The organism is Legionella waltersii (assembly GCF_001468085.1).
In the GTDB taxonomy this organism is placed as follows: domain Bacteria; phylum Pseudomonadota; class Gammaproteobacteria; order Legionellales; family Legionellaceae; genus Legionella; species Legionella waltersii.
The window spans coordinates 130,175-154,055 of sequence record NZ_LNZB01000041.1 but is presented as its reverse complement, the minus strand read 5'-3'; the positions used below and the strand labels follow the sequence as shown (position 1 = coordinate 154,055).

Below are 23,881 nucleotides of genomic sequence, written 5' to 3'. Positions count from 1 at the left end.
ATAAATATTCAATATTGGCCATCATTCAAGAAAGGACTTTATCTTGCGCTATATCTTAATTAAAAACCCAGGAGAAAAAGCTAAGTTAACAATTTGTGATGGGGCAGAGCCTAAATTTAACGAGTATGAAGTGTTAGTGAAAGTTCGTGCTACTGCACTTAATCGTGCGGATATCCTCCAACGTTTTGGTAAATATCCACCACCTGATGGAGAATCAGAGATACCTGGTTTAGAACTGTCTGGAGATGTACTGGCCGTTGGTTCACAGGTAACTCGCTTTAAAACTGGCGATAGAGTATATGGTCTAGTGGGTAGTGGCGCCTATGCAGAACAATGTGTTGTTAATGAAGAACTATTACAACATATTCCACCCAATTTAGATTATGAAACCGCAGCTGGTATACCTGAAGCATTAACAACGGTGTATGCCACGCTGTACGATCTTGGCCAATTAAAGGCTGGTCAATCATTACTTATTCATGGGGCAGGCAGCGGAATAGCTTCCTTGGGCATTCAAATGGCGAAACTTAGTCATGCTGAGGTAATCACTACAGTAGGTACCAGTGATAAATTAATTACTTCCCAAAAGCTTGGGGCTGATCTGGTCATTAACCACACAAAACAAGATTTCTTTGCTGAAATTGGGATCAACAAGATTGATTTAATTGTTGATTTTATTGGTGGGGATTATTTTAGCAAACATCTGCAGTTACTCAAACCAAATGGAAAACTGATTCAAATTGCTTGTATGAAAGGGCACAAAGTCGAATGCAATCTTCTCCTATTGATGCAAAAACGATTACAGATTAATGGCTTCGTTCTGCGTTCACAAAGCCTTCGAGAAAAAGCAAGACTATGGAGACTTGCCCATGTAAATTGGTACCAGCATCTAGAGTCAGGTGTACTCAAACCTCACATAGACTCCATATTTAGCTTTAATCAGATTGCATTGGCACAGCAAAAAATGATCGCAGGACAGCATTTTGGAAAAATCATTGTACGTATCCCTTAGTTTTTTTGAGTCATTTTCTCAAGACTTGGGCAAAACTGTTCTGCCTAAATACAAAGTTCTTCTCAATAATTGCGTGTAAATTGGATCATTATGTGCTAGTTGCACAACTGTAGTTGCTGTAATGCATGTGATCATCAACGGTAAAATTAAGGAATAGTTTTGAGTCATTTCGACAACCAGCACGACTCCGGTAATGGGTGATCTAACTGCAGCGGCGAATAAAGCCCCCATTCCTGCGACAGCAAACATTCCTGGATGAATTGAATAATCCATGCTTAACCATTGCGCTAAATGAAAGAAGGCCAAACCTAATAAAGTTCCTAAGGCTAGGAGAGGCGCAAAAATCCCCCCCGGGACTCCCGTAGAATAAGAAAGCATGGTAGTGATAAATCGAAAAAACAGTAAAACACACAATACATTTATTGCTGGCGACATAACCAGGGCTTGGCTGATAATGCCATAACCGCTGCCTACAACAGTAGGATAAATATAGGCTAAAAAACCAACCAATAGGCCAACTGCTAAAATATAGTATTTTTTATGATCTGGCCTCATTCCATCGAGCAGTGATAAAGTTCGCATCAGCACTACATTGAATACCCACCCAACAAAACCTATCAAGATCCCGAATATAAAGAACAAGGATAAGGAAGACAAACTTGGCAAAGGAAAAACTTCCATCTGTATCGCAGGCTGGGAGCCTACAATCAATTGCAGTGCAATGGTTGAAAACACACAACAGATAATAACCATTTTAAAGTTGGTAAAAGAATAGTTAAATTGATTTCTCATTTCCTCCATGACAAACAACACCCCTGCTAATGGAGCATTAAATGCTGCAGCTAGACCAGCAGCTGAACCTGCAGCAATTAGAGTATCACGCCGATGACGATTTAACCCAAACCAGACTCCAAACATTTGACCTAAGTTTCCGCCCATTTGAATGGTAGGCCCTTCCCTACCCATAACCATTTTGGCAGATATTGCCAGAACGCCCCCGATAAATTTAACGGGCAATAATCGTTTCCAAAAAATCGGTCGTTCATGCAAGAGAGTACCTTCAATTTCTTGGACACCGCTACCTGCTGCTTCAGGAGCAAAGTTCTTAACTAAAAACCAAGCAATGAATAACATGCTCATAGAGATTAAGGCAGAGATAAGTCCAACCGGCAATTCATAATGGCTCAACAAATTATAAAACCATGCCAATCCCTGATCGAACTTCTCAATGGTTAATTGAAACAATGAAGCCAATACCCCCGTGCATAAACCGAGTAACACAGACACAAAGTATAAAATCAGTATTTTTCTACCCATTTTAGCTCACTAAGGTCATTAAATTTGAGATTATTTTTAATCCAGTTTGATTTGATAAAGTCAAAATTGTTTCGGGGTGAAATTGAACCGCATAAATAGGCAGCTCTTTATGTGAAACAGCCATTACTACCCCATCCTCGCTCATGGCAGTGATTAATAATTCCTTCGGTACTTTGTCCTGTTGCGCATAAAGCGAGTGGTATCTTCCTGCTTTGAAAGTACTCCCTAGACCTGAGAATAAACCATCTTCAGCAACTACGCTAATCATAGAGGGCTTACCGTGCATAGGATAGTCCAATACATTCAACTGTCCACCAAAATATTCAACCAATCCCTGCAATCCCAGACAAACGCCGAAAATAGGAGTTTCTTTAGAAAGAATTAAATCAATAGTACTGGATAATTTAAAGTCTTTTGGTTTTCCTGGCCCAGGCGACAAAACCACCAAATCAAAGAGTCTTTCTTTAAGATAAGAAGCAGCATGATCGTAGCGTACTGTCATCACTTCTGCCCCTGTTTGTCGCAGGTAGTTCGCGAGGGTATGCACAAACGAATCTTGGTGATCAATCAACAGTACTTTTTTATTTAATCCAGTCTTCACCATTGCCTGATCTTTTTTATTCGTAGGCAAATCGGGGTTTTGTAAGATATCTAAAAACGCAGAGGCCTTAAGACGAGTTTCTTCCTCTTCAGCCTCTGGAATGGAGTCATACAATAAAGTTGCGCCAACTCGAACTTCAGCAACACCTTTCATTAAACGTACAGTTCTCAATACAAGTCCAGTATTTAAGTTGCCATCGAACCCAAACCAGCCTACTGCACCTCCATACCATTTTCGAGGGGATTTCTCATGCTCCTCTATAAAATTCATCGCCCAAATTTTAGGTGCTCCAGTAACGGTTACAACCCACATATGGGTTAAAAACGCATCTACCGCATCAAATTCCTCTCTTAGATACCCTTCTACATGATCGACTGTATGGATTACTCGCGAGTACATTTCGATTTGTCGACGCCCAATGACCTGTACACTTCCAGCCTCACAAACTCGAGATTTATCATTCCTATCAACATCCGTACACATTGTTAGTTCGGACTCTTCCTTTTTAGACTCTAATAAGGTTTGCACATTTTGAGCATCCTCAATGGCATTTGCACCACGTTTGATAGTTCCTGAGATTGGGCAGGTTTCAACTCGAGTACCCTGAACACGAACATACATCTCTGGTGAAGCACCAACTAAATATTCAGCGTCACCTAAATTAATAAAAAATCCATAAGGTGATGGATTGAGCTCTCTCATTTTTCGATACAATAATGAAGGCGTGTCTTTATAATGAGTATAAAAAGTTTGACTAGGTACTACCTCGAATAAATCCCCACAAGCAAATTTTTTCTTTGCTTTATTGACTACTTGTGCATACTCACCTAACGCATGATCAGCTGCTTTAGCTGGTTTACGTTCAGCTTGATAGGGTGAATATACGCCATCCCTTGGCAAGGTTTGTGTTGATCGACCTTGAAATTGAAAATCATACCTTCGAATAAACGCCTCTTCCTTTCGATGGTTCACAACATACAGCTCATCCGGCAAATACAGAACCATATCGCGTTGCTCAGAATCTCTTGATTTATGTTGCTCCAATTGCTCAAATTGATAAATTAAATCAAAACCAAATGCACCGTATATTCCTAAATAGGAATCCTCATTCGATTTAAACAATGAAAGTAGAAGTCGAATCACGCTAAATACTGAAGGTTGGCGACTTCGCTCTTCTTCACTAAAAACTTGTGTTGTTGATTTAACTTGAAGTTGAATTGATTTATCTGATCTAACTAAGACATCCCATGCGTCATGATTATCAATTGATGATTGAAGAAAGCTAAGAATGACCATACCTCTCTGGTTTAGCGCTTGCAACTCAATCAAATTTTGCTTACATACTATTGCTAGTGGTGGATTATAAAACCCGATGTCCCAACAGGTATAACGTCCAGGGTATTCAAAACTTGAAGCAAATAAAGCCCCTCTTTGACTATTGAGTTGATCCAAAAGATTTTCAATACCTTGATTGTAATCGAGAACTTGCTCTGAAAACTCAACTTGAATTCCACCTTGAGTTTTAAATTGTTGTAACATAAGTCTTATACTCTTAGATTGATTTAAATGGGCGATATTCATTTTACTGTAAAATTAATCATCTGCAATGAGATTTCACTTTCATGGTAGGATCTGAAAATGTAGAATAGATTCAATTTATTATGGAATAAGATGGTAGGGATGAAAAACGAACTAAAACAAACTTCCCATGACAGTTCAAACGAACCAATTGCCATCATTGGCATGGGCTGTCAATTCCCCGGATTAGACTCGGATATAGAGGATGTAAACGCTTTTTACCAAATGCTTATCAATAAGCAAACCCCCATTAAGGATATGCCCAAAGAAAGATGGAATCTCGAAGAATACTACGATCCAGATAGAAAGAAAAACGACAAGTTCATCACTCGAAAAGGAGGTTTTTTAACTGCCCCTGAACTATTTGATGCACCCTTTTTTAAAATTTCATCGGCTGAAGCCAAGCAAATGGATCCGCAACAGCGAATCTTTCTGGAAGTATCTATGCATGCATTAAATCATGCCAATATTCCTATGCGCAGCTTAAAAGACTCCATTACTGGTGTTTATTGCGGAATATCAACGTATGAATACAGCCAACTTAATTATAAAGATCACATCAAATTTACAGCATACACCCCTATTGGAATAGCAAATAGTGCGGCTGCTGGTAGGCTCTGCCACTTTCTAAATTTGAAAGGCCCAAGCATGGCCATTGATACAGCTTGTTCCTCCTCATTCTCAGCCCTTTTTCTCGCCGTATCAGCACTTAGAACATACGAATGCAACATGGCTATTGTAGGAGGAGTTCATTTAAGCCTTTGCCCTGAGAGCTTTATTGGTCTGACCAAAGCCAGTATGTTATCTGCGAAAGGACAATGCAGTAGCTTTGATAAAAACGCGGACGGCTTCGTCCGTAGTGAAGGATGTGCTGTTGTCATTGTTAAACGGCTTAGCGATGCTTTAAAAGACAAAGACACCATTCACGCCGTCATTAAAAGCATGGTAATGAACCAAAATGGTGATGGGACTGGACTTGCAGCTCCTAGCATAGACGCTCAAATAGATATGCATGAAACCGCACTTAAACAAGCGAATCTAGCTCCCAGTGATATTGACTACATCGAAGCCCATGGTACGGGGACTATTGTTGGAGATCCAATTGAATTTAATGCAATTGGAGCCGTTCATAAAGGGCATCATAAGAATAAGCCCCTAGTGGTCGGAGCTGTCAAAAGCAATATAGGGCACACGATCTCTTCATCAGGACTTGCTTCTCTCATTAAAGCCACATGCGCGCTAAAACAAGAGAAAATTCCAGCTAACCTACATTACTCAACTCCAAATGAAGAGATTCATCCTGAACAAATTCCTGCTGAAATTCCAACTGAAACCATTGACTTTAAGAAATCGAACGTTAAAAAGCGAATTGTGCAAGTCTCTAATTTTAGCTTCACTGGAACAAATGTAGCAGCTATTCTCGAGGAAGCACCACGTCAGGAGATTTCTTCACAAAAGCCAGATGAAGACCTACCACAATGCTTTGTTCTATCTGCGAATAGTGAACCGTCTCTAAAGTCAATGTTATTCCAGTACCTGGAGTTTTTAAAAAATACCAAAGCCAGCCTTAAAGATATTTGCACGACTTTGATGGTTTGCAAAGACCATATGAAATTTCGTTGTGCGTTTGTTGTTCAAAATAAAACTGAGTTAATAAGGATCATCGAAAGCAACCATTTCCAGATTAGCAAAGTATCAATTCATGAAGAAAAAATCTCTATTTCAGAGAATCCTCACTCCATTCAACAAGCTTACTTGAATGGCTATGACGTTAGCACAGTACTTCATAACGTTTCATTCAATAAAGTTGAAGTACCTCAGTACTCGTTTGATAGAAAACCCCATTGGCATGAAATAAGATCCAGTAGTGACTCTCTTCAATGGATTTGTTCTATATACCCCTTAGCGAAAGAAGAGCAACTTATTACTATCAAAGCAAAAATCAAATCCATGCTCAGTACCATTATCAATAAAAGTGAATTAAATGATGATCTAGATCTTGAAGCATTAGGATTTACCACCGCTCATTTAGAACAAATGGATCGTGATCTAAAAGAATTATTCGACGCTGTCCTTGAAATCCCCTCTCTAACCAGCATGCGCTATTTAACAATTGACAAATTGTCACGTTATATTCAACAACTGCTGATTCCCATTAACGTGACTCGCCAGCCCACCATTACTGTTCTTAACCCTGAACCTATTGCAATTATTGGCATGAGCTGCCGCTTTCCTAAAGCCAGCAATATTGATGAGTTTTTGAGTTTGCTCAAAAACGGTGAAACTGGAATGACCGATATTCCACTTGATCGCTGGGATAATGAAAAATATTACGATCCTGATCCTAATGCACTCGGGAAGTTGTACATCAAGCAACTAGGATTTATCAATGATGTATCTCGATTTGATGCAGAATTCTTTAACATTAGTCCGAGAGAAGCGAAGCTGATGTCACCACAGCTTCGTGTATTTATGGAAAATAGCTATCATGCTCTAGAGCATGCGAATCTACCTTTAGATGCAGTAAAAGACACTGTCACTGGCGTGTTTGTTGGAGTAGGCACAAATGAATACCCCAGAGTCCTTGCTTATCAGGGCGTAACATTAGAAGATTTGAACATATTTTTCGCCACGGGTAATGTGCTTAATGCGCTGGCAGGCCGAGTAGCTTATTCTTTTGACTTCCACGGACCAATTCAAGCCATAGATACCGCTTGTTCTTCATCAATGACTGCGATTCATAATGCATGTCTGAGTTTGCAATCAGGTGATTGCAATATGGCATTAGCTGGTGGGGTGAATATTATTCTTACCCCTGATTCAAACATTACTCTTTCCAAAGCGCGTATGCTATCGCCCGATAGCCGCTGTAAAACATTCAGTGAAGACGCTGACGGTTATGGCCGCAGTGAAGGATGCGGTGTTGTAGTTCTCAAACGCTTGAGCACAGCTATTAAAGACAATGATACAGTACTTGCAGTGATTAAAGGAACATCGATCAATAGTGATGGCAAAAGCGGTGGCTTCACTGTTCCCAATGGAACTTCTCAAGAAGAGGTTATTCTGAGTGCACTTGCAAAGGCCCATCTTGCCCCTAAAGATATCGATTTTATCGAAGCGCATGGAACCGGAACACCATTAGCCGATCCCATTGAACTCAATACTCTAGTTAAAATTTTCGCGGAATCACACTCGAACCAACATCCTTTGTACGTTAGCTCAGTTAAGACTAATATTGGACACAGTGAAAGTGCCTCTGGAGTAGCAAGTGTCATCAAAACGATTTTAAGTATTCAATCGAATACCCTCTTTAAACATCTTAATTTCAAGCGTTTAAATCCAGCTATTGAATTAAAAAACACTGTAATTCCATTAGAGAGTTTTGGATGGGAAAAAAAGGATGGATTAAGAACAGCAGGAGTCAGTTCATTTGGATTCAGTGGCGCTAACGCGCATATCATCATCCAAGAAACCCCAACTAAAAGGCAAACAGAGCGTACACTTCCCAAAGAGTGTATTTTAGTCTTATCTGCCAAAAGTACTACCGCGTTGAACAGTCTAATTGCTAGTTATAACGACTATTTAATCAATACATCGAATCATTTCGCTGACATCTGCTATACCGCAGCAACTTGCCGCAACCATTTTCAGTACCGCACAGCCATTATTGCTGCAAGCGCGCAGGAGGCATCGCAGAAAATTCAAGATAAGCAATATACAATTAGCTCCATCAATAAGGAAATTGATCAGAATCTTGATTGGGATTCACTTGAAGCCTTGCAAAAAGCCTATTTGAACGGTTATAAGATTGAATGGAACTCCTATTTTAAATCACTTAAAACCTCGTTTAATAAAATCACCTTGCCCTTATACCCATTTGACAAAACAGAACATTGGTATGGGGATGGATTTAAAATTAAAGACACACTCATACCGAAGGAATGGGGTTTTAAAACAGATTGGTTAGCCTCAGCAATTGATAAATCAAATACTAAAATTCAAGGAAATCGCTGGCTTTACATTGGTCCTGATGATCTAGAGTCTGCCCTTAGAGCTCATGGCCTCACAATGACTTCAGAGAATGATAATCACAGCCTAAGCAACCTTAGTGGAATTATTTTTGCACCTGGATTTCAATCGTTCCCCCAAGCAGATATTGATTACAATATCAATGAACAAAAGAGAATTCTTAAACAATTTTTAACTCTTGTTAAACAATTAGATGACGAAAAGATCGAGTTACAGCTTATTGTCATCACTTCGAACGCAATTCCTGAATTATCTGGTGATGCTATTAATATTGCTAGTAGCCCTATCATTGGATTTTTCAAGACTTTAATACTCGAATTACCACAATTCAACTCCATTGCCATCGATGTTGATAATCATGAAATCATTGATTCGGCTCAATGGGTGATTGATGAAATACACCATAACCATAGCCATAAATATGAACATTTAGTTGCCTACCGCAATAAAAAGCGATTGGTCCCTCGCTTAAAAAAACAAGTAATTGCTGATCATAAACGCTATTTTCACGGAATTACTGGCCGGTATCTCATCACAGGAGGACTTGGAGGCTTAGGATTAATTACTGCCCAAGCGTTACTGTCCTCAGGAGCACGAGATCTGGTTTTAATTTCCAGACATAGCAATAAACAATCTTCCAAAGAGGCTGTTAAAGGCTTGCAATCACTATACCCTACAGCAAAAATTCAAGCACTTAGTGTCGATGTAGCCGATAAAAAACAATTAAAAGAAGCAATTAAACAGATTAATTCGGATGATCTACTACGTGGGGTTATTCATGCAGCGGGGGCAGCAATTAAAACCTCTCTGGTAGAGCATAAAACTGATGACGTTGATTACCTCTACTCTGCCAAAGTACAAGGTGGTTGGTATTTACATGAGTTTACTAAAGACTGTGATCTAGATTTCTTTGTTGTCTATTCATCGATTTCCTCTGTATTCGGCAGCAATAAAGAATCAATCTATGGAGCAACAAATAGTTTCTTGGACGCTTTAATTGCAGAGCGTATTCGTTTAGGGCTCCCAGGAACAGCCATCCAATGGGGTCCTTGGGGTGAAGTAGGTATGGCCAGCAAACGATCTCGTAACCAAGATCTAAAGAAAGCATTAATTAGTAATGCCCAAGGTCACGCGTTGATTAAGGTATTAATCAACGGGGAGTATACCCATGAGGCGGTGATTTCTCCTGATTATCTGAAATTCATGCTGGATTTTGTCCCTAAACCCCTACCAGCGTTTCATGAACAATTACTGCAAGACCTATCATCAACGGATAAAATTATTCACCATGATTTGTCCCCATGGTTAAGTGAATACCTAAATCTGTCTGAAAGCAAGCATCTTGATGAGTGTAAACAGCTATTAACAGATATTTGTAAATCCATTCTAGATATGCCAGATACAGAAGAAATTAATGGGGACGAGGGTTTCTTTGATTTGGGATTCGACTCATTAATGATTACCGAACTGGCTTCGGAGATTAAAAAAAGAGTAGATCCCATATTGAAAATCCAAGTTACAATTGGATTTAACCACCCAACCATTAATAAATTGTCGCAATTTATTAAAGAGGAACTTGATCAACATTTAATCTACAAACAAGATAATAATTTATCAAATAAACCTGTCGATGATTCCATAGCCATTATCGGCATGAGTTGTTCATTCCCAAATGCACCTGATGTTGCTTCATTTGAGCATTTAATTGAAAAGGGTCTGAGTGGTATAAAAGACATCCCTCCAGAGCGTTGGGACAATAGCAAATATTATGACTCCAATATGGATGCTCCGAGGAAGTCTTATGTGAATAAGCTCGGGTTGGTTGATAACATTGATAAATTTGACGCCAATTTTTTTGGTATTAGTCCACGAGAAGCACAATTTATTGAGCCACAACAACGATTGTTTCTAGAGTGTTGCTATAAAGCATTAGAAAACGCCAATTATCCTATTAAGTCCATGCAAGGCAGCTTAACCGGTGTTTATGCTGGTGTTGGACCCAACGAATACTATGCGATGCTTGAAAAGTCTGGTTTTTCTGACTTAGAACTCAGTGCTTACTCAATTACTGGGAATGTACTTAATTTAATACCTGGCCGTGTTGCTTATGTTTTTGACTTAAAAGGGCCATCACTTAGCGTGGACACTGCCTGTTCCTCATCCCTAGTTGCCATCCATTATGCGTGCCAAAGTCTCAGAAATAAGGAAATTGATTATGCCTTAGCTGGCGGTGTTAATATTTTATTATTGCCTGAGTCGAACGTTACGCTTTGCAAGGCAAGAGCTCTAGCTCCAGACGGATTATGTAAAACCTTTGATGAACGTGCAGATGGTTATGCCAGAGGAGAAGGCTGTGGTGTCGTTTTCTTAAAAAGGTTTTCTGATGCAATAAAAGACAAGGATAATATCTTAGGTGTAATCAAAGGTTCGGCTGTGAATAATGATGGCAGAACGTCTGGTCTTACTGTTCCTAGTGGAACAAGCCAAGAAGATGTTATGAAAAGAGTATTGGCTTTGTCCAAACTAACTCCTGGGGACATCAGTTATATTGAAGCTCATGGAACTGGAACCCCTCTTGGTGATCCCATAGAAGTTCAAGCTGTAAATCAAGTGTACGGAAAACAACGCAACAAAAATAATCCACTTTATATTGGGACAGTAAAATCGAATATTGGCCACCTAGAAAGTGCTGCGGGTGTAGCAGCGGTTATAAAAACAGTCCTGGGATTAAAAAAGCATACCATTTTTAAGCAAATCAATTTCAACAAATTAAACCCTAATATTCATCTTGAAGAAACCAGAATAGCTACTGAGAACATAGAATGGACATCGACTGCGAAAAACAGAACCGCTGGAATTAATGCATTTGGGTTTAGCGGAACAAATGCCCATATGATTGTCCAAGAATACAATCAAGATCAACAAACCAGTCCAACAAGGCACGATAGAAATGGGGTTTTATTTTTATCTGCCGCCAGTGAAGAAAGTTTACAGCGACTAATCGAAAAATACATTGCTTTTCTGCAAACGACAACGGATGACTTTGCTGATATTTGTTATACAGCAGCAAGCTGTAGAGAACACTATAATTATCGAATAGCTGTAGTTGCTAAAGACTCTTCACAGGCCAGTCAACTGCTCAGCAAGAGAGAGTTCTACACTCCAGATACAGTTAAACAAGGCAATGTCCTTATTGATGACCCTATACTACAAGAGCTTACCATTGACTACCTCAAAGGTAAGTTGCCCGATTTCTCCATTTATTTTCAAAATAATGGCGAGACCTATCTTAAAGTACAACTTCCAAATTATGCTTTTGATAGAAAACGATTTTGGCCACAACCTAAGCTGAGTAATGAACTTCAATTAAATGAGCTTCCCCCATTATTAACACAAATGATAGTGAATTCAGGGATAGAAAACCCAAAAGAACTTAGTCTTGATATTAAACTCTATAATCACACTGGTAACCTAGTTAGCCAAATTGAAGGGTTTCAACTTAATTCACTGGGACAGAACAACACCAGGCCATTAGAAAACTTGTACTTCACTGAGTGGATCCCTTATAACTGGAATATACAACCCTCTAAGAAGCTTCCAAAGCTTTTAGTCATTTCATCAGAGCCTGACAAAGCCCAAACGTCACTGAAAGACGTTTCCTATCAATTGATAAGTAATGTCAATCAGATAGATACCTTTGAGCAAAGAAGCTTAATTTTTTTCTTTCAACAAGATCAAATGGACTTGTTGCTCTCTTGCTTTCAAAGGTGTTTTTTACAAAAACCAGAACATTTTATTTTAATCACAGAGAATGCCTATGACGTTCAAGAAGAAGATGTCGTTAATCCATACCATACAATGGCAAGCTCATTCTGGAAAAGCTTCTACAATGAATTAGGTTTAAGCACCAACTACAACATCGACATTGGTTCTAACAATCATTTAAAGCCTATTTTCAGCTGCATATTCAATGTTGATAATAAAGAATCACTTCTCGCCTTACGCGATAGAATTTATTTCCCGAGGCTAAAGAAAAAGACCCTGCCTCCTCGCGTGATCGAGTCAAAACTAAGTCTTGATAATAATGCAACATACCTCATAACTGGAGGCTCTGGTGGGATTGCGAAATTATTAATTCGCTATCTAATTACTCGTGGTGCACAGCATATTGTAACCCTTAGCCGCCATGAATGTCCTGACAGCATTTTAGAAGAAATTAAAGAACCTGTTCAACATAAGCACTATCAAGTGGATGTCAGTCAATATCAAAAGATGAACAAAATAATACAAGACATTCAAGCTAGCCCTCACCCATTAAAAGGTGTTTTTCATCTGGCAGGTATTATTCATGATGGTCTGATTGCTACTATTAATAATGAGGCAATGCAGAAGGTACTGCAGTCAAAAATGGAAAGTGCCCTTATTCTTCATCAATTAACAAAAAATCTACTACTGGATCAATTCGTCCTTTTTTCCTCATCAGCTTCCTTGTTAGGCCCTAAGGGACAAGCAAACTATAGTGCTGCAAATGGATTTTTAGATGGCCTTGCACACCTTAGACACCATCAGGGATTACCTGCCCTATCCATTAATTGGGGGCCATTTGATGGAATAGGAATGACTAGAAACCTATCTTCTAATTTAAAAAGTTATGGATTCATCCCCTTAAATCATCAAGACATTGAAATCCTTGATCAGCTTATTAGCTCCAATGAGACACAACTATCACCGTTGCCGCTGAACTGGGGATTATATTCCAAGCATTCTAAGCCAGCCCTTGCTCTAGCTGATTTATTTGTTCAAGAACCACCTGCTACTGAACCATTAATCAATCTTCTAAATCAACTCAATGTTGAAAAACGTATTGCCTTATTAAGCCAAACGTTAAGAAACATTGTTGCCCAAGTCTTAGGAATGAGCTCCGCTAATGATCTTCATTTTGAAGATGATTTATACTCTAAGGGTCTAGACTCATTAATGGCCATGGATATAAGAGCTCGTTTACAGGATATCATGCAATGTCCGACTCTAAGTCTACCCATTGAGTACTTTATTAATACACCAACTCTAGTGAAAATTGCGCAGCAAATCGCAAAAGATATAGACCTCATTTTTCTATCGCAAGTTAACATACCTGCAACACTATCTGACAATGAGGCGATTGCACTAACAGACTCACAATTTGGATTTTGGGGATTAAGCAAAGTCAGGTATGCCTATAATCTTGGAACTCAAGTACAGCTTGTTGGTAAACTAAATAAAGACTTTGTGCATTTAGCTTTTGATCATGTGGTAAAACAAAACCCAGCATTTTGGATTCACTTTGATCCTGAAATTCCTATTCAAACCATCAAAAAAGATGGCAAATTTAATATCTACTTCGAAGATTTATCGTTAGTTGGGGATGCTACAGCACTGAATGGTGTATTTTCATCCAACATCCATAAATTCATCCCATTACAAGAGTCTCCACTGATTAAAGTATTTCTGTACAGAATTAATAATGATTTACATGAACTACACATTGTTATTCCGCATATTATCGTTGATGGCCATTCTGTGGATATGGTGTTTGAGCAATTTAAGAGAGCCTATGAAACGCTATGCCAAAATCAAAAACTCATAAGCGATTCAATACCCAATTACTTTTTTGATTACGTTAGACTGCGAAATGCTCGTTATGAAAAAAGACTCAAAGATAAAGAAGTCTTTTGGAAAAGATACAATAAAGACTTTTCGTTACTCCGTTTTGCTAGAAAATATCATTTACCAGATCCCTCTGGTGAATCACAACACCAGTTCCACTACGCATTGGATCAAGAGATAATTGATAGTGTTATTCATTGGCATAGCGCACAAAACCTCAATATAAGTTCTGGATTAACAGCAGCTTCATTAATGGCGCTGAGTGCTGTCAGCAATAAAAGCAACATTGCCTTCAATCTGATTCATAATGGAAGAGAGTATTCTAAATACCAAACAGTGGTTGGCTTATTTGCCGAGTACAAAAGACTAAATATACGAATCAATAAAAATCAAAGTTTAAGGGAATGCATTAATGAATTTGAGAAACAATTGAATGAAACTGCTCCTTACCAATCCTGTTTGCATTCAATAAAAGACAAAGGGCTAAAGAGTGATAAATCGTCCTATTCCATGCTTTTGCTTGAAACAATGAATCGACTAAGATTATACAATCGATTTAAGAAGTCCAAACTGTCAAAAAAAGTCATCAATGAATATATCCATACCTACAATGCAATGCTTGCAAATACCAAGTCAATACATTTCAAACAAACACTCAATAAATGGTTAAATTGGAAACTACCGCTTATCAATGTTGAAGGTTTGAAAGTAGTGATCACGATGACCACCAGTTTCTTTAATAAAGAGATACCATCAAACACTATTGCTAATTTGAAGTACAACTATCCGAGCCATTTTGGTTGCCTTGAAAGGCCTATTGGCATCCACACACTTTGGATTTATTTTTCAAGAAACCAATTTGGTGAACCTACATTCTCCATAAATGGTGCAGTTACAACAGAATGCAAAGATAAAATCGCTGAATCGTTAAAGCACATACTTAAGAAGTTTACTGAGAATAACGAGATAACGATGGAGGAACTCATCTAATGTATTCCTCTTTTTGTACAATATCGCTATAATATTGCTACTAAAAATTGGATAAATTCTATGACCCTCTCTGCCTTAGAACTTCAACAAATTGCAAAGCTAGCTTACTTAGAAGAAGATCCATCCCACACTGAAAAACTGACGGAAGAAATTAGTGCGATTATGGATTTCGTTGATCAGCTTAAATCAGTAAACACGAAGGATGTATCTCCTTTATTTCATCCTCTTTCTCTTCACCAAAGGCTTAGAGAGGATGCAATTACTGAGAAGGAGTGCATTGCCGAATTAGAAGCGCTTGCACCAATGTTTGAGGACCAAATGTACTTAGTTCCCAAGGTCATCACAACGGAAAAATAATTATGCAATTTTCGTCACTTATTCAACTTGCAAAAGCTTTACAACAGCGTAAAGTATCTAGTCTAGAATTAACTAAGCACTGCATCAATCAAATTCAGAAACACAGTGATTTAAATGCTTTTATTAGTGTCGATGAAGAAAATGCACTTGCTGAAGCAAAATCCGCAGATGAGATACTTAACAAAAACCTAGGCAAACCACTTACCGGTATTCCTATGGCTATAAAGGATTTATTCTGCACTAAACGCCTCAACACAACTTGTGCATCAAAAATGTTATCCAATTTTCAAGCCCCCTATGAGGCCACAATAGTAACCCAATTAAAAAATCATGGCGCAATTGCTTTAGGAAAGACCAATATGGATGAATTTGCTATGGGATCATCCAATGAAAACAGTTATTATGGCCCAGTAAAAAACCCTTGGGATAAACAAAGAGTCCCTGGTGGTTCATCCGGCGGTTCAGCAGCAGCCGTAGCTGCTGAGATTGTTCCTTTTGCAATAGGCTCCGATACAGGTGGATCTATCCGTCAACCAGCTGCTTTTTGTGGAATAAGTGGAATAAAGCCTACTTATGGCCTAGTCTCACGTTATGGCATGGTTGCATATGCCTCAAGCTTAGATCAAGCAGGACCTTTTGCTAGGTCTGCTGAGGATTTAGCACTTATACTTCAATGCATGTCAGGATTTGACCCAAAGGATTCAACCTCTGCAAAAAATGCAGTACCTGATTACGTGAATCAACTTAACTCATTGCCATCAAAACTACGTATTGGCCTTCCTTCTTGCTTTTTTCAACCAGAAGTTGATAAATCGGTACAAAAGAGTATTCACGAAGCTGTAAAATTATTTGAAAGCCTTGGTGCTGAAATCATTGAAATCGATTTAAAGTTACAAGCTCTTTGGGTTCCTTGCTATTATGTAGTAGCCTGTGCGGAAGCATCCTCTAACCTTTCACGTTACGATGGAATTCGCTTTGGACACCGTAGTAAAAAGCAATCTAATTTAATTGAACTCATTACCGCCTCTCGAAGTGAAGGTTTTGGTGCTGAGGTAAAAAGGCGTATTCTAACTGGCACACACGTACTTTCATCAGGCTATTTTGATGCTTATTATTTGCAAGCACAAAAAATTCGGCATTTAATTCAAAAAGAACTACTATCAGCTCTCAGTTCAGTTGATGTGATTTTAGGACCAACAACACCTACGACCGCTTTTAAAATCGGCGAAAAAATAGATGATCCGATTCAAAACTATTTAGCGGATGTGTTTACAGTAGCTGTTAATTTAGCAGGTTTACCCGCAGTCTCCATCCCCGCCGGATTTGATGAGAACCAGTTGCCAATTGGCATGCAACTCATGGGTAAACATTTTAGCGAAGCACAGTTATTGTCAATCGCACATCTTTATCAACAACACACGAATTGGCATCAATTAAGCCCCGAACAACACAGGTGATTTATGGATTGGGATACTGTTATTGGCCTAGAGGTACATGCACAATTAAAAACCAAGTCAAAACTGTTTTCAGGCAGTTCTACCGCATTTGGAGCATCCCCCAACTCACAAACAAGCTATATTGATGCTGGATTGCCAGGTGTTCTTCCTGTGCTAAACCAAAATGCCATAACGATGGCAATCCAATTTGGACTTGCAATTCATGCAGAAATTAATGACCTGTCTGTATTTGAAAGAAAAAATTATTTTTATCCTGATTTACCCAAAGGGTATCAAATCAGCCAGTATCAAAAACCAATCGTAAGTAATGGCTACCTTAATATCCATTTAGGTTCAAATGCTGAAAAAAAACGAGTTGATATCCTAAGAGCACATTTAGAAGAGGATGCGGGGAAATCTATTCATGATAATCACTCCCAGTTTTCAAGTATTGATTTAAATAGAGCGGGAACCCCATTACTCGAGATTGTAACAACACCCTGTTTATACTCCATAGAAGAAGCCATCGGCTATCTGAAATCCCTCCATCAGCTTGTGCGTTTTTTAGGAATATGCGATGGGAATATGCAAGAAGGATCATTTCGTTGTGATGTGAATTTATCCATTAAACCAAAAAACTCTGCAAAACTAGGTACGAGAGTCGAACTAAAAAATCTCAATTCATTTCGATTTATAGAAAAAGCCATTTCTTATGAGCAGGCAAGGCAACAAGATCTTCTTGAGAGTGGAAAGCAAGTCACCCAGGAAACACGGCTGTATAATCCAGACACCAACACAACCCACTCCATGAGAAGCAAAGAAAACGAAAATGACTATCGTTATTTTCCTGATCCTGATTTGTTGCCGATTCATATTACTAAAGAACAAATTGAAATTATTAGAGACAAGATGCCTGCGTTGCCAGATGAAATACACAATGAATTAAAGTCTGTTCCCGCCCTAAACGAAGAGGATATCTTATTTCTCCTCTCTTTCCCAGATGCCTACCATTTTTATAAACGCGTTAAAGAACACAGTAATGCCCCTGATAAATTAATGATAAATTGGCTCAAAGGACAATTTTCAGCAAATTTAAATGAGGCAAATTTGAGTTTTGATGATTCACCGATTGAGCCTCAAACAATGGCAAAATTCTTCGATAAAATTAGTGATAATACAATGAGCTCAAGCATAGCCAAGATTGTTTTTCCATTTCTTTGGAAAGGTGAAAAGGATGTTGATGCAATTTTAAAACGAGAGGGTTATCAACAAAACCAGAACGACTCAGAGCTTGATGGAATAATTCAACGCATTATAAGTCAGCATCCTGAGCAAGTTGCGGAGTATAAAGCTGGCAAAGAAAAACTATTGGCCTTTTTTGTAGGTCAGGTTATGAAGCAAACCAAAGGTAAGGCAAGCCCAGAGAACATTAATGAAAGACTTCGCATGCAATTAAGCGAGTAAAATAAAGGAGTTGGTCGATAAGCCGGGTTCTGTCGAGGACAATCATTCATCTAGGACATACGTCACCGTATGTCTCAAGCGACCTACCCGAATCCCGTATGGGTCATACGCTATGACCATTGGTCACGTGGATCCCTATTTGGTCTTGCTCCGAGCGGGGTTTTCCCTGCCACGATTGTTACCAATCGCGCGGTGCGCTCTTACCGCACCATTTCACCCTTACTTTTGCATGATCATTCTGAACAAGTCAGCATGACTACGCAAATAGCGGTATATTTTCTGTGGCACTTTCCGTAGGTTCACACCTCCCAGGAGTTACCTGGCACTCTACCCTATGGAGCCCGGACTTTCCTCCCCTTATCCTAAGACAAAGAGCGATTGCCTGACCAACTCTGCATTCAATATTAGCAGAATGGACGGGCTAAGGCCACAAGATTAAGAACTATTTAGTAATCACAGCCCTTAACAATCGGAGCCATGGGCATTAGGGAGTGGAACAGTTTAGGGTGTACACGAATACTACGTGTCTATCAAAAGTTCCGCTCACTTACAACCACGGCTCAGATTAATATTGAGCAATTGAGTTGAATAGTTACAATATTTACAGGAATACTGCAAAATTTGATCATTACTGCAATCAGTTTTATTAGAAATCTCTTGTTCCAATAAATTCATCATCAAAATAACGTTTCAACTTAGTGCGCAATGTACCACGGCTTACACCTAAAACCCGAGCAGCTTTTGATTGATTATAACGCGTCAATTCCATAACAGTTCGGAATAGAGGTGCTTCAACTTCTTCAACAATAAGTTGATATAGGTTTAGATTAGCATCCTTACCACCGCTTACGTTTGTTAAATAACCTTTAACTGCACTAATAACTTGGTGTGTAAGTGCATCCGTACCTTGAACTACCTGTTGCATTACTGCATTCATTTTAATCTCCTACAATACAAATTAATGGATATATTTTTACCCAACAACATCTTTTTTGGCCATCACCATGACCGATATAATATCAAATATCACAAAGAGTGTAAACATTGTTTCAATGATATTCATTTCTTAAGGAAATATTAAGGGATTATTGTATCATTTTGGTTAGGAATGTAAAAATATTTACATCATTTTTTTGATTTTTTTTACTGTTGTCTGTTTATTTTTAGCTCGGTATCGACTGCATGCTCTTACATGACCTGATTTTCAACAGAATTAGCTGGATATAGTGTTTAATGGGTATAATAAGAGTTAATCCGATAGTAGTCAGCATTAATAGCAACCTTGGTGTAGTCAAAAGCATAATCAAGGTTTATTTTATAGGACGGTTACAACCCCTGATAACGAATTTGCCTCCATCAAGGCTCTGTTGGACACAGTCGAGATGATGATGTCTCTGCCATAGACAAACAAGTATTCATTATCCGATGATTACCGTTCCTCTACAGTAAAACTTTCGCCACAACCACATTGACCGGTTTGATTGGGATTATTAAAAATAAATTTATAGTTTAATCCTTGTTTCACATAATCAACATGCATATTTTTTATGAAGGGATAACTAAGTTTATCAACATAAACTCGATACTCACCTGTTAAAGGAGAATTGATATCTCCATCTTTAGGCAACGATACATAGTCAACAACGTAGGACATGCCAGAACAGCCCGTTTTTTTAACCGATAATCGTATACCTTGGTATTCTTTACTTTTAGATAGATAAGACACGATATGTTTAACAGCTGTATCACTAAAGGTAATATTTGATTCAATTGAATTAGCTTCTTGAACTTCTACACTCATTGCTCTTACCCCACAATTTTTTCATCATTAAATTTTGAATTTCTTTACATATACCTTCTATATAAATCGCAGCCGGATAATACTTAGTAGGTATTTCAAAGAGTTTAATTAGCTCATCATGGCTAAATTTTGAAATGCCATCCAACTGCTTTCCTTCTGATTGTCTGCATATCCATTCCAGCGCTGCTATCATGTATGGATTACCATTGCACTTAAAACTCGCTTGTAAAATCACACCTTTAGCGGAGCATTGCACAAAAAAACTGACGCAGTTTTGTTGGCCTAGTTGCTCTCTCTGCAAACCAACAACAAATGGGTTCTTTAAATCCAATGTCCCAACATGGAGTGGATTAAAAAAACAATCCTGTACAATATCATTATACATCATGTCAGTGGTGAAATCGTTTGTAAGCGTTTAATTTGTGTGCAAATAATTGCTATAGCTTCTTCTACCTGGGCTTCTGTTGTAAAACGCCCCAGAGATAACCGAATTGAACTTTGGGCCTCCTGTTCACTTAAACCAATTGCTCTCAGCACATAAGATGGTTGGATACTAGCCGACGTGCATGCCGAAGAGGTTGAAATAGCCAGCTGATGCAACGCCAATAGAATTGCATCTCCATCCAAGCCAGTAAAACTAATATTAAGATTACCAGCAACTCTCTGTTGCTCATGACCATTCAACCGAACATTTGGTATCTGTTGAATCGCTTCCCATATCCGTTTTCGATAAGACAGTATTCTTTCTTGTTCACTGAGTCGTTCAAGGTCAGCTAAAGCGAAAGCCTCCCCCATTCCCACAATTTGATGTGTCGGTAAAGTTCCTGAACGCAAGCCACCCTCATGACCACCTCCATGAGTGAGAGCTTGTAATCTTATTCTAGGTTTATTCCTCACAAATAAAGCTCCAACACCCTTAGGCCCATATAACTTATGTGCAGAAAAAGACATAAGGTGAACTGGCGTCTTCTCCAAGTTTATCTCTAACTTTCCTGCACTTTGTGCTGCATCAACATGAAATACAATTCCTTTATTGCGCAATAAGTCAGCTATAGTTTCAATGTCTTGTATAACACCTATTTCATTATTCACATGCATAACAGACACTAAAATAGTGTCTTTTCGAAGTGCTTGCTCTAAAGATTTTATATCCAGTATGCCTTTTGAGTCAGGCTGTAGGTATGTAACTTCAAAACCTTCTTTTTCTAAGTAATGAAAACTATCCAAGACTGCTTTATGCTCAGTGCTCATGGATATTAGATGCTTACCTTTATTTTTATAAAAACGAGCAGCACCAATAATTGCCAAATTATCAGCTTCAGTCGCGCCTGAAGTAAACACCAGCTCGCGAGGTGAAGCATGAAGTACTTCAGCAATTTGAGAGCGTGCATTCTCCACCGCCTTCGCGGCCTCTTTGCCATAGTCATGAGTGACTGAAGCAGGATTACCATATACTCCGTCTGGACCAAGATATTTCAGCATTTCTTTGATGACTCGCGGATCAACTGGGGTAGTTGCCATGTAATCAAAATAGATGGACTTGCTACTCAACTATTGCTCCTTTTACCGTCACGTGCCCAATGCAATGATTTTTGCACTTGGCTAAGCATGCCTCTAAGTATACTTACTTCCATTTTTTCCAGTATCATGCGATTAAATAATCGACGTACTCTTTGCATTAAACGTCGAGGATTCGCTAACTTTAAAAATTGAATGTCTATAAATACCTGTTGTAAATGCGCATAGAACTGTTCTATTTCATCTGCTGTAGCTAACTCTTCATTCCTTAACGAGACTTCGGCACTTGGAGCCAATAATTTCATTCTTAATTCATAAGCAATGATCTGGACTGCCTGAGCTAAATTTAACGAACTGTATTCTGGGTTGCTGGGTATATTAATATGGTAATGGCACTTTAATAATTCTTCATTAGTAAGACCTGCATGCTCTCTTCCAAATACAATAGCAACTTGTGTACTTTGTGTTTGTTGGCTAATGAGTTGCGCACAATCCTTGGGGAGCAACCCTGGCAATGAAAGCCCTCTTGGCCTAGCACTAGTACCTAAGATTAGCTGGCACCCTGCTAATGCCTCATCTAAGGAACTTGTTACTACGGCTGATTCCAACAAATCATCAGCCCCAGCAGCCATTTCCTTGGCCCTCAGATCCGGAAAGGATTTTGGGGTAACAAGATAAAGTTTGTTAAGCCCCATAGTCTTCATGGCTCTTGCTGTAGAACCAATATTACCGGGGTGAGACGTGGCAACTAGAACAATACGGATAGATTCTAAATTCATAATGTTGGATTCAAATACAAATAATGGTCCATTTTAACATACTATTAATGACTGTTGTGTGCTTAATAAAAATTATCAGGGCTTACGTAACCCCCTAGATCGAGGCAAAATTATATTTCAATGAGGGAGTTTAGATGCACTGAATGACCGAATTGAAATCTATTTTTAACGAAGAATTGGGGTTTTGCGTAAGTCCTGATTGTGTTAGAATTGATGATTTTGTTGCTAAAGAGTATATCCATGGAACCACTTCTTAATATTGCTGTCAGTGCTGCCCGGCAAGCTGGTGAAATTATTAATCGCTATGTCGATCAAATTGACCGATTAAAGATTACTCCCAAAAACAGCCTTGAATTTTTTAGTGAGGTGGATATAAAGGCAGAGCAAGCCATTATCAGTACGATTCATAAAGCTTACCCTCAACATGGAATCCTTGCAGAGGAAAGCGGCACTCAAAATGACGAAAGTGATTCAGTTTGGATTATTGATCCTTTGGATGGCACATCGAATTATATCCACGGATTTCCTTTTTTCTCGGTATCCATTGCACTAAAAGTAAAAAACAGACTAGAACATGGTGTAATTTATGATCCGATTCGACATGAATGTTTCGCAGCTAGCCGTGGACGTGGAGCACGTTTAAATGATCGAAGAATTCGTGTCTCCAAACAAACTCAATTATCTGATTCCTTATTAGCAACAGGCTTTCATTTTAAAAGCGTTCAATTAGCACAGCGTTATTTACCCACGTTTGAAGCACTCTTTGGAAAGTGCGCCGGGGTACGCAGAACTGGTTCAGCCGCTTTAGACCTTGCTTATGTGGCGAGTGGTAGAATTGACGGTTTTTGGGAACTTGGACTTAGACCTTGGGATATCGCTGCCGGTGCTCTCATTATTAGAGAGGCTGGGGGGCTAATAAGCGATGCTCAAGGGGGTGAAGAGTTTCTAAGCCTAGGCGATGTTGTTGCAGGTACCCCTAAAGTGTTTAAGTCACTTTTGCAGACCATTTCCCCTGTTTTAAGTAAATAAGTGACTCCAGTATTGTGGCCCACCAGCAAATGAGAAAAGAAGTGGATGGACGCCCCTAGGAAGAGATGGGGAAGTTCTCTGAGCAATCGACTCAAATTATAGTGCCCCAACAAATCTCTTCTTTGATGGTCAGTAAGCGTTGGTCCGGTGCGTCGCCTAATGGCACTGCCTTAGAAGCGTCATTCGTGAAAGTGGGTAGTTCCGTATCCGCTTGCTGACGCGCGCGGCTCGGTTCACTCCCTGCTGTGACTAGGATTTGATTCAAACAGCAAAAAAGAAACCGAACCGCGCGCGTCAGCAAGCAGACCAACTCACTCCCTGCTG

At 39.0% G+C, this 23,881-nt stretch carries 13 protein-coding genes and 1 other RNA gene; 6 read left to right on the top strand and 8 right to left on the bottom strand.

Annotated elements, in window-relative coordinates; all coding sequences use genetic code 11:
- Nucleotides 1-43 precede the first annotated feature (43 nt).
- Nucleotides 44-1,012 (top strand): NAD(P)H-quinone oxidoreductase, encoded by a 969-nt coding sequence (locus tag Lwal_RS09295; protein WP_058480524.1) that lies wholly within the window; start codon nucleotides 44-46, stop codon nucleotides 1,010-1,012.
- Nucleotides 1,013-1,030: 18 nt separating this feature from the next.
- Here the strand turns inward: Lwal_RS09295 and clcA are convergent, their stop codons facing one another.
- Both clcA and Lwal_RS09285 read right to left on the bottom strand, forming a co-directional pair.
- Nucleotides 1,031-2,329: a H(+)/Cl(-) exchange transporter ClcA gene (gene clcA, locus Lwal_RS09290; RefSeq protein ID WP_058480523.1), complete on the bottom strand. Its 1,299-nt coding sequence runs from the start codon at nucleotides 2,327-2,329 to the stop codon at nucleotides 1,031-1,033.
- Between the two features lies 1 nt (nucleotide 2,330).
- Nucleotides 2,331-4,469 carry an anthranilate synthase component I gene (locus Lwal_RS09285; RefSeq protein ID WP_058480522.1) on the bottom strand — a complete coding sequence of 713 codons (2,139 nt, stop codon included), beginning with the start codon at nucleotides 4,467-4,469 and terminating at the stop codon, nucleotides 2,331-2,333.
- Nucleotides 4,470-4,610: 141 nt separating this feature from the next.
- Between Lwal_RS09285 and Lwal_RS09280 the strand changes: the two genes are divergently transcribed.
- Genes Lwal_RS09280 through gatB form a run of 4 tightly spaced genes read left to right on the top strand, consistent with a single transcriptional unit; the run spans nucleotide 4,611 to nucleotide 18,430 of the window.
- On the top strand, nucleotides 4,611-15,173 hold the full coding sequence (locus Lwal_RS09280) for an SDR family NAD(P)-dependent oxidoreductase (protein ID WP_058480577.1): 10,563 nt from the start codon (nucleotides 4,611-4,613) through the stop codon (nucleotides 15,171-15,173).
- A 60-nt stretch (nucleotides 15,174-15,233) separates the two neighbouring features.
- On the top strand, nucleotides 15,234-15,530 hold the full coding sequence (gene gatC / locus Lwal_RS09275) for an Asp-tRNA(Asn)/Glu-tRNA(Gln) amidotransferase subunit GatC (protein ID WP_058480521.1): 297 nt from the start codon (nucleotides 15,234-15,236) through the stop codon (nucleotides 15,528-15,530).
- A gap of 2 nt (nucleotides 15,531-15,532) precedes the next feature.
- Nucleotides 15,533-16,987 carry an Asp-tRNA(Asn)/Glu-tRNA(Gln) amidotransferase subunit GatA gene (gene gatA, locus Lwal_RS09270; protein WP_058480520.1) on the top strand — a complete coding sequence of 485 codons (1,455 nt, stop codon included), beginning with the start codon at nucleotides 15,533-15,535 and terminating at the stop codon, nucleotides 16,985-16,987.
- Between the two features lie 3 nt (nucleotides 16,988-16,990).
- Nucleotides 16,991-18,430, top strand: a complete 1,440-nt coding sequence (gene gatB, locus Lwal_RS09265; RefSeq protein WP_058480519.1) for an Asp-tRNA(Asn)/Glu-tRNA(Gln) amidotransferase subunit GatB — start codon at nucleotides 16,991-16,993, stop codon at nucleotides 18,428-18,430.
- 2 nt (nucleotides 18,431-18,432) lie between these two features.
- Here the strand turns inward: gatB and rnpB are convergent.
- The 6 genes from rnpB to trmJ form a co-directional block, all read right to left on the bottom strand.
- An RNA gene (rnpB, locus tag Lwal_RS09540) (RNase P RNA component class A) lies at nucleotides 18,433-18,824 on the bottom strand.
- A gap of 252 nt (nucleotides 18,825-19,076) precedes the next feature.
- Nucleotides 19,077-19,367 carry a helix-turn-helix domain-containing protein gene (locus tag Lwal_RS09260; RefSeq protein WP_058480518.1) on the bottom strand — a complete coding sequence of 97 codons (291 nt, stop codon included), beginning with the start codon at nucleotides 19,365-19,367 and terminating at the stop codon, nucleotides 19,077-19,079.
- A 492-nt stretch (nucleotides 19,368-19,859) separates the two neighbouring features.
- Nucleotides 19,860-20,231, bottom strand: coding sequence for a HesB/IscA family protein (locus Lwal_RS09255; protein ID WP_058480517.1), 372 nt, complete (start codon nucleotides 20,229-20,231; stop codon nucleotides 19,860-19,862).
- A complete protein-coding gene (locus Lwal_RS09250) occupies nucleotides 20,206-20,619 on the bottom strand; it encodes an iron-sulfur cluster assembly scaffold protein (protein WP_058480516.1) in 414 nt (137 codons plus the stop codon). Before Lwal_RS09250 ends, Lwal_RS09255 begins: the two co-directional genes overlap by 26 nt.
- Complete coding sequence (locus Lwal_RS09245) at nucleotides 20,616-21,782, bottom strand: IscS subfamily cysteine desulfurase (protein WP_083500075.1); 1,167 nt, start codon at nucleotides 21,780-21,782, stop codon at nucleotides 20,616-20,618. Before Lwal_RS09245 ends, Lwal_RS09250 begins: the two co-directional genes overlap by 4 nt.
- A complete protein-coding gene (gene trmJ / locus Lwal_RS09240; protein ID WP_058480515.1) occupies nucleotides 21,779-22,528 on the bottom strand; it encodes a tRNA (cytosine(32)/uridine(32)-2'-O)-methyltransferase TrmJ in 750 nt (249 codons plus the stop codon). Before trmJ ends, Lwal_RS09245 begins: the two co-directional genes overlap by 4 nt.
- A 240-nt stretch (nucleotides 22,529-22,768) precedes the next feature.
- Here trmJ and Lwal_RS09235 point away from each other — a divergent pair, with 240 nt between their 5' ends.
- Complete coding sequence (locus Lwal_RS09235; protein WP_058480514.1) at nucleotides 22,769-23,557, top strand: inositol monophosphatase family protein; 789 nt, start codon at nucleotides 22,769-22,771, stop codon at nucleotides 23,555-23,557.
- Nucleotides 23,558-23,881: the final 324 nt, after the last annotated feature.

Bases quoted from the DNA above. Each gene is read 5' to 3' on its own strand.
- clcA (WP_058480523.1), bottom strand. From the start codon at position 2,329: ATGGGTAGAAAAATACTGATTTTATACTTTGTGTCTGTGTTACTCGGT.
- Lwal_RS09285 (WP_058480522.1), bottom strand. From the start codon at position 4,469: ATGTTACAACAATTTAAAACTCAAGGTGGAATTCAAGTTGAGTTTTCA.
- Lwal_RS09280 (WP_058480577.1), top strand. From the start codon at position 4,611: ATGAAAAACGAACTAAAACAAACTTCCCATGACAGTTCAAACGAACCA.
- gatC (WP_058480521.1), top strand. From the start codon at position 15,234: ATGACCCTCTCTGCCTTAGAACTTCAACAAATTGCAAAGCTAGCTTAC.
- gatA (WP_058480520.1), top strand. From the start codon at position 15,533: ATGCAATTTTCGTCACTTATTCAACTTGCAAAAGCTTTACAACAGCGT.
- gatB (WP_058480519.1), top strand. From the start codon at position 16,991: ATGGATTGGGATACTGTTATTGGCCTAGAGGTACATGCACAATTAAAA.
- Lwal_RS09260 (WP_058480518.1), bottom strand. From the start codon at position 19,367: ATGAATGCAGTAATGCAACAGGTAGTTCAAGGTACGGATGCACTTACA.
- Lwal_RS09255 (WP_058480517.1), bottom strand. From the start codon at position 20,231: ATGAGTGTAGAAGTTCAAGAAGCTAATTCAATTGAATCAAATATTACC.
- Lwal_RS09250 (WP_058480516.1), bottom strand. From the start codon at position 20,619: ATGATGTATAATGATATTGTACAGGATTGTTTTTTTAATCCACTCCAT.
- trmJ (WP_058480515.1), bottom strand. From the start codon at position 22,528: ATGAATTTAGAATCTATCCGTATTGTTCTAGTTGCCACGTCTCACCCC.
- Lwal_RS09235 (WP_058480514.1), top strand. From the start codon at position 22,769: ATGGAACCACTTCTTAATATTGCTGTCAGTGCTGCCCGGCAAGCTGGT.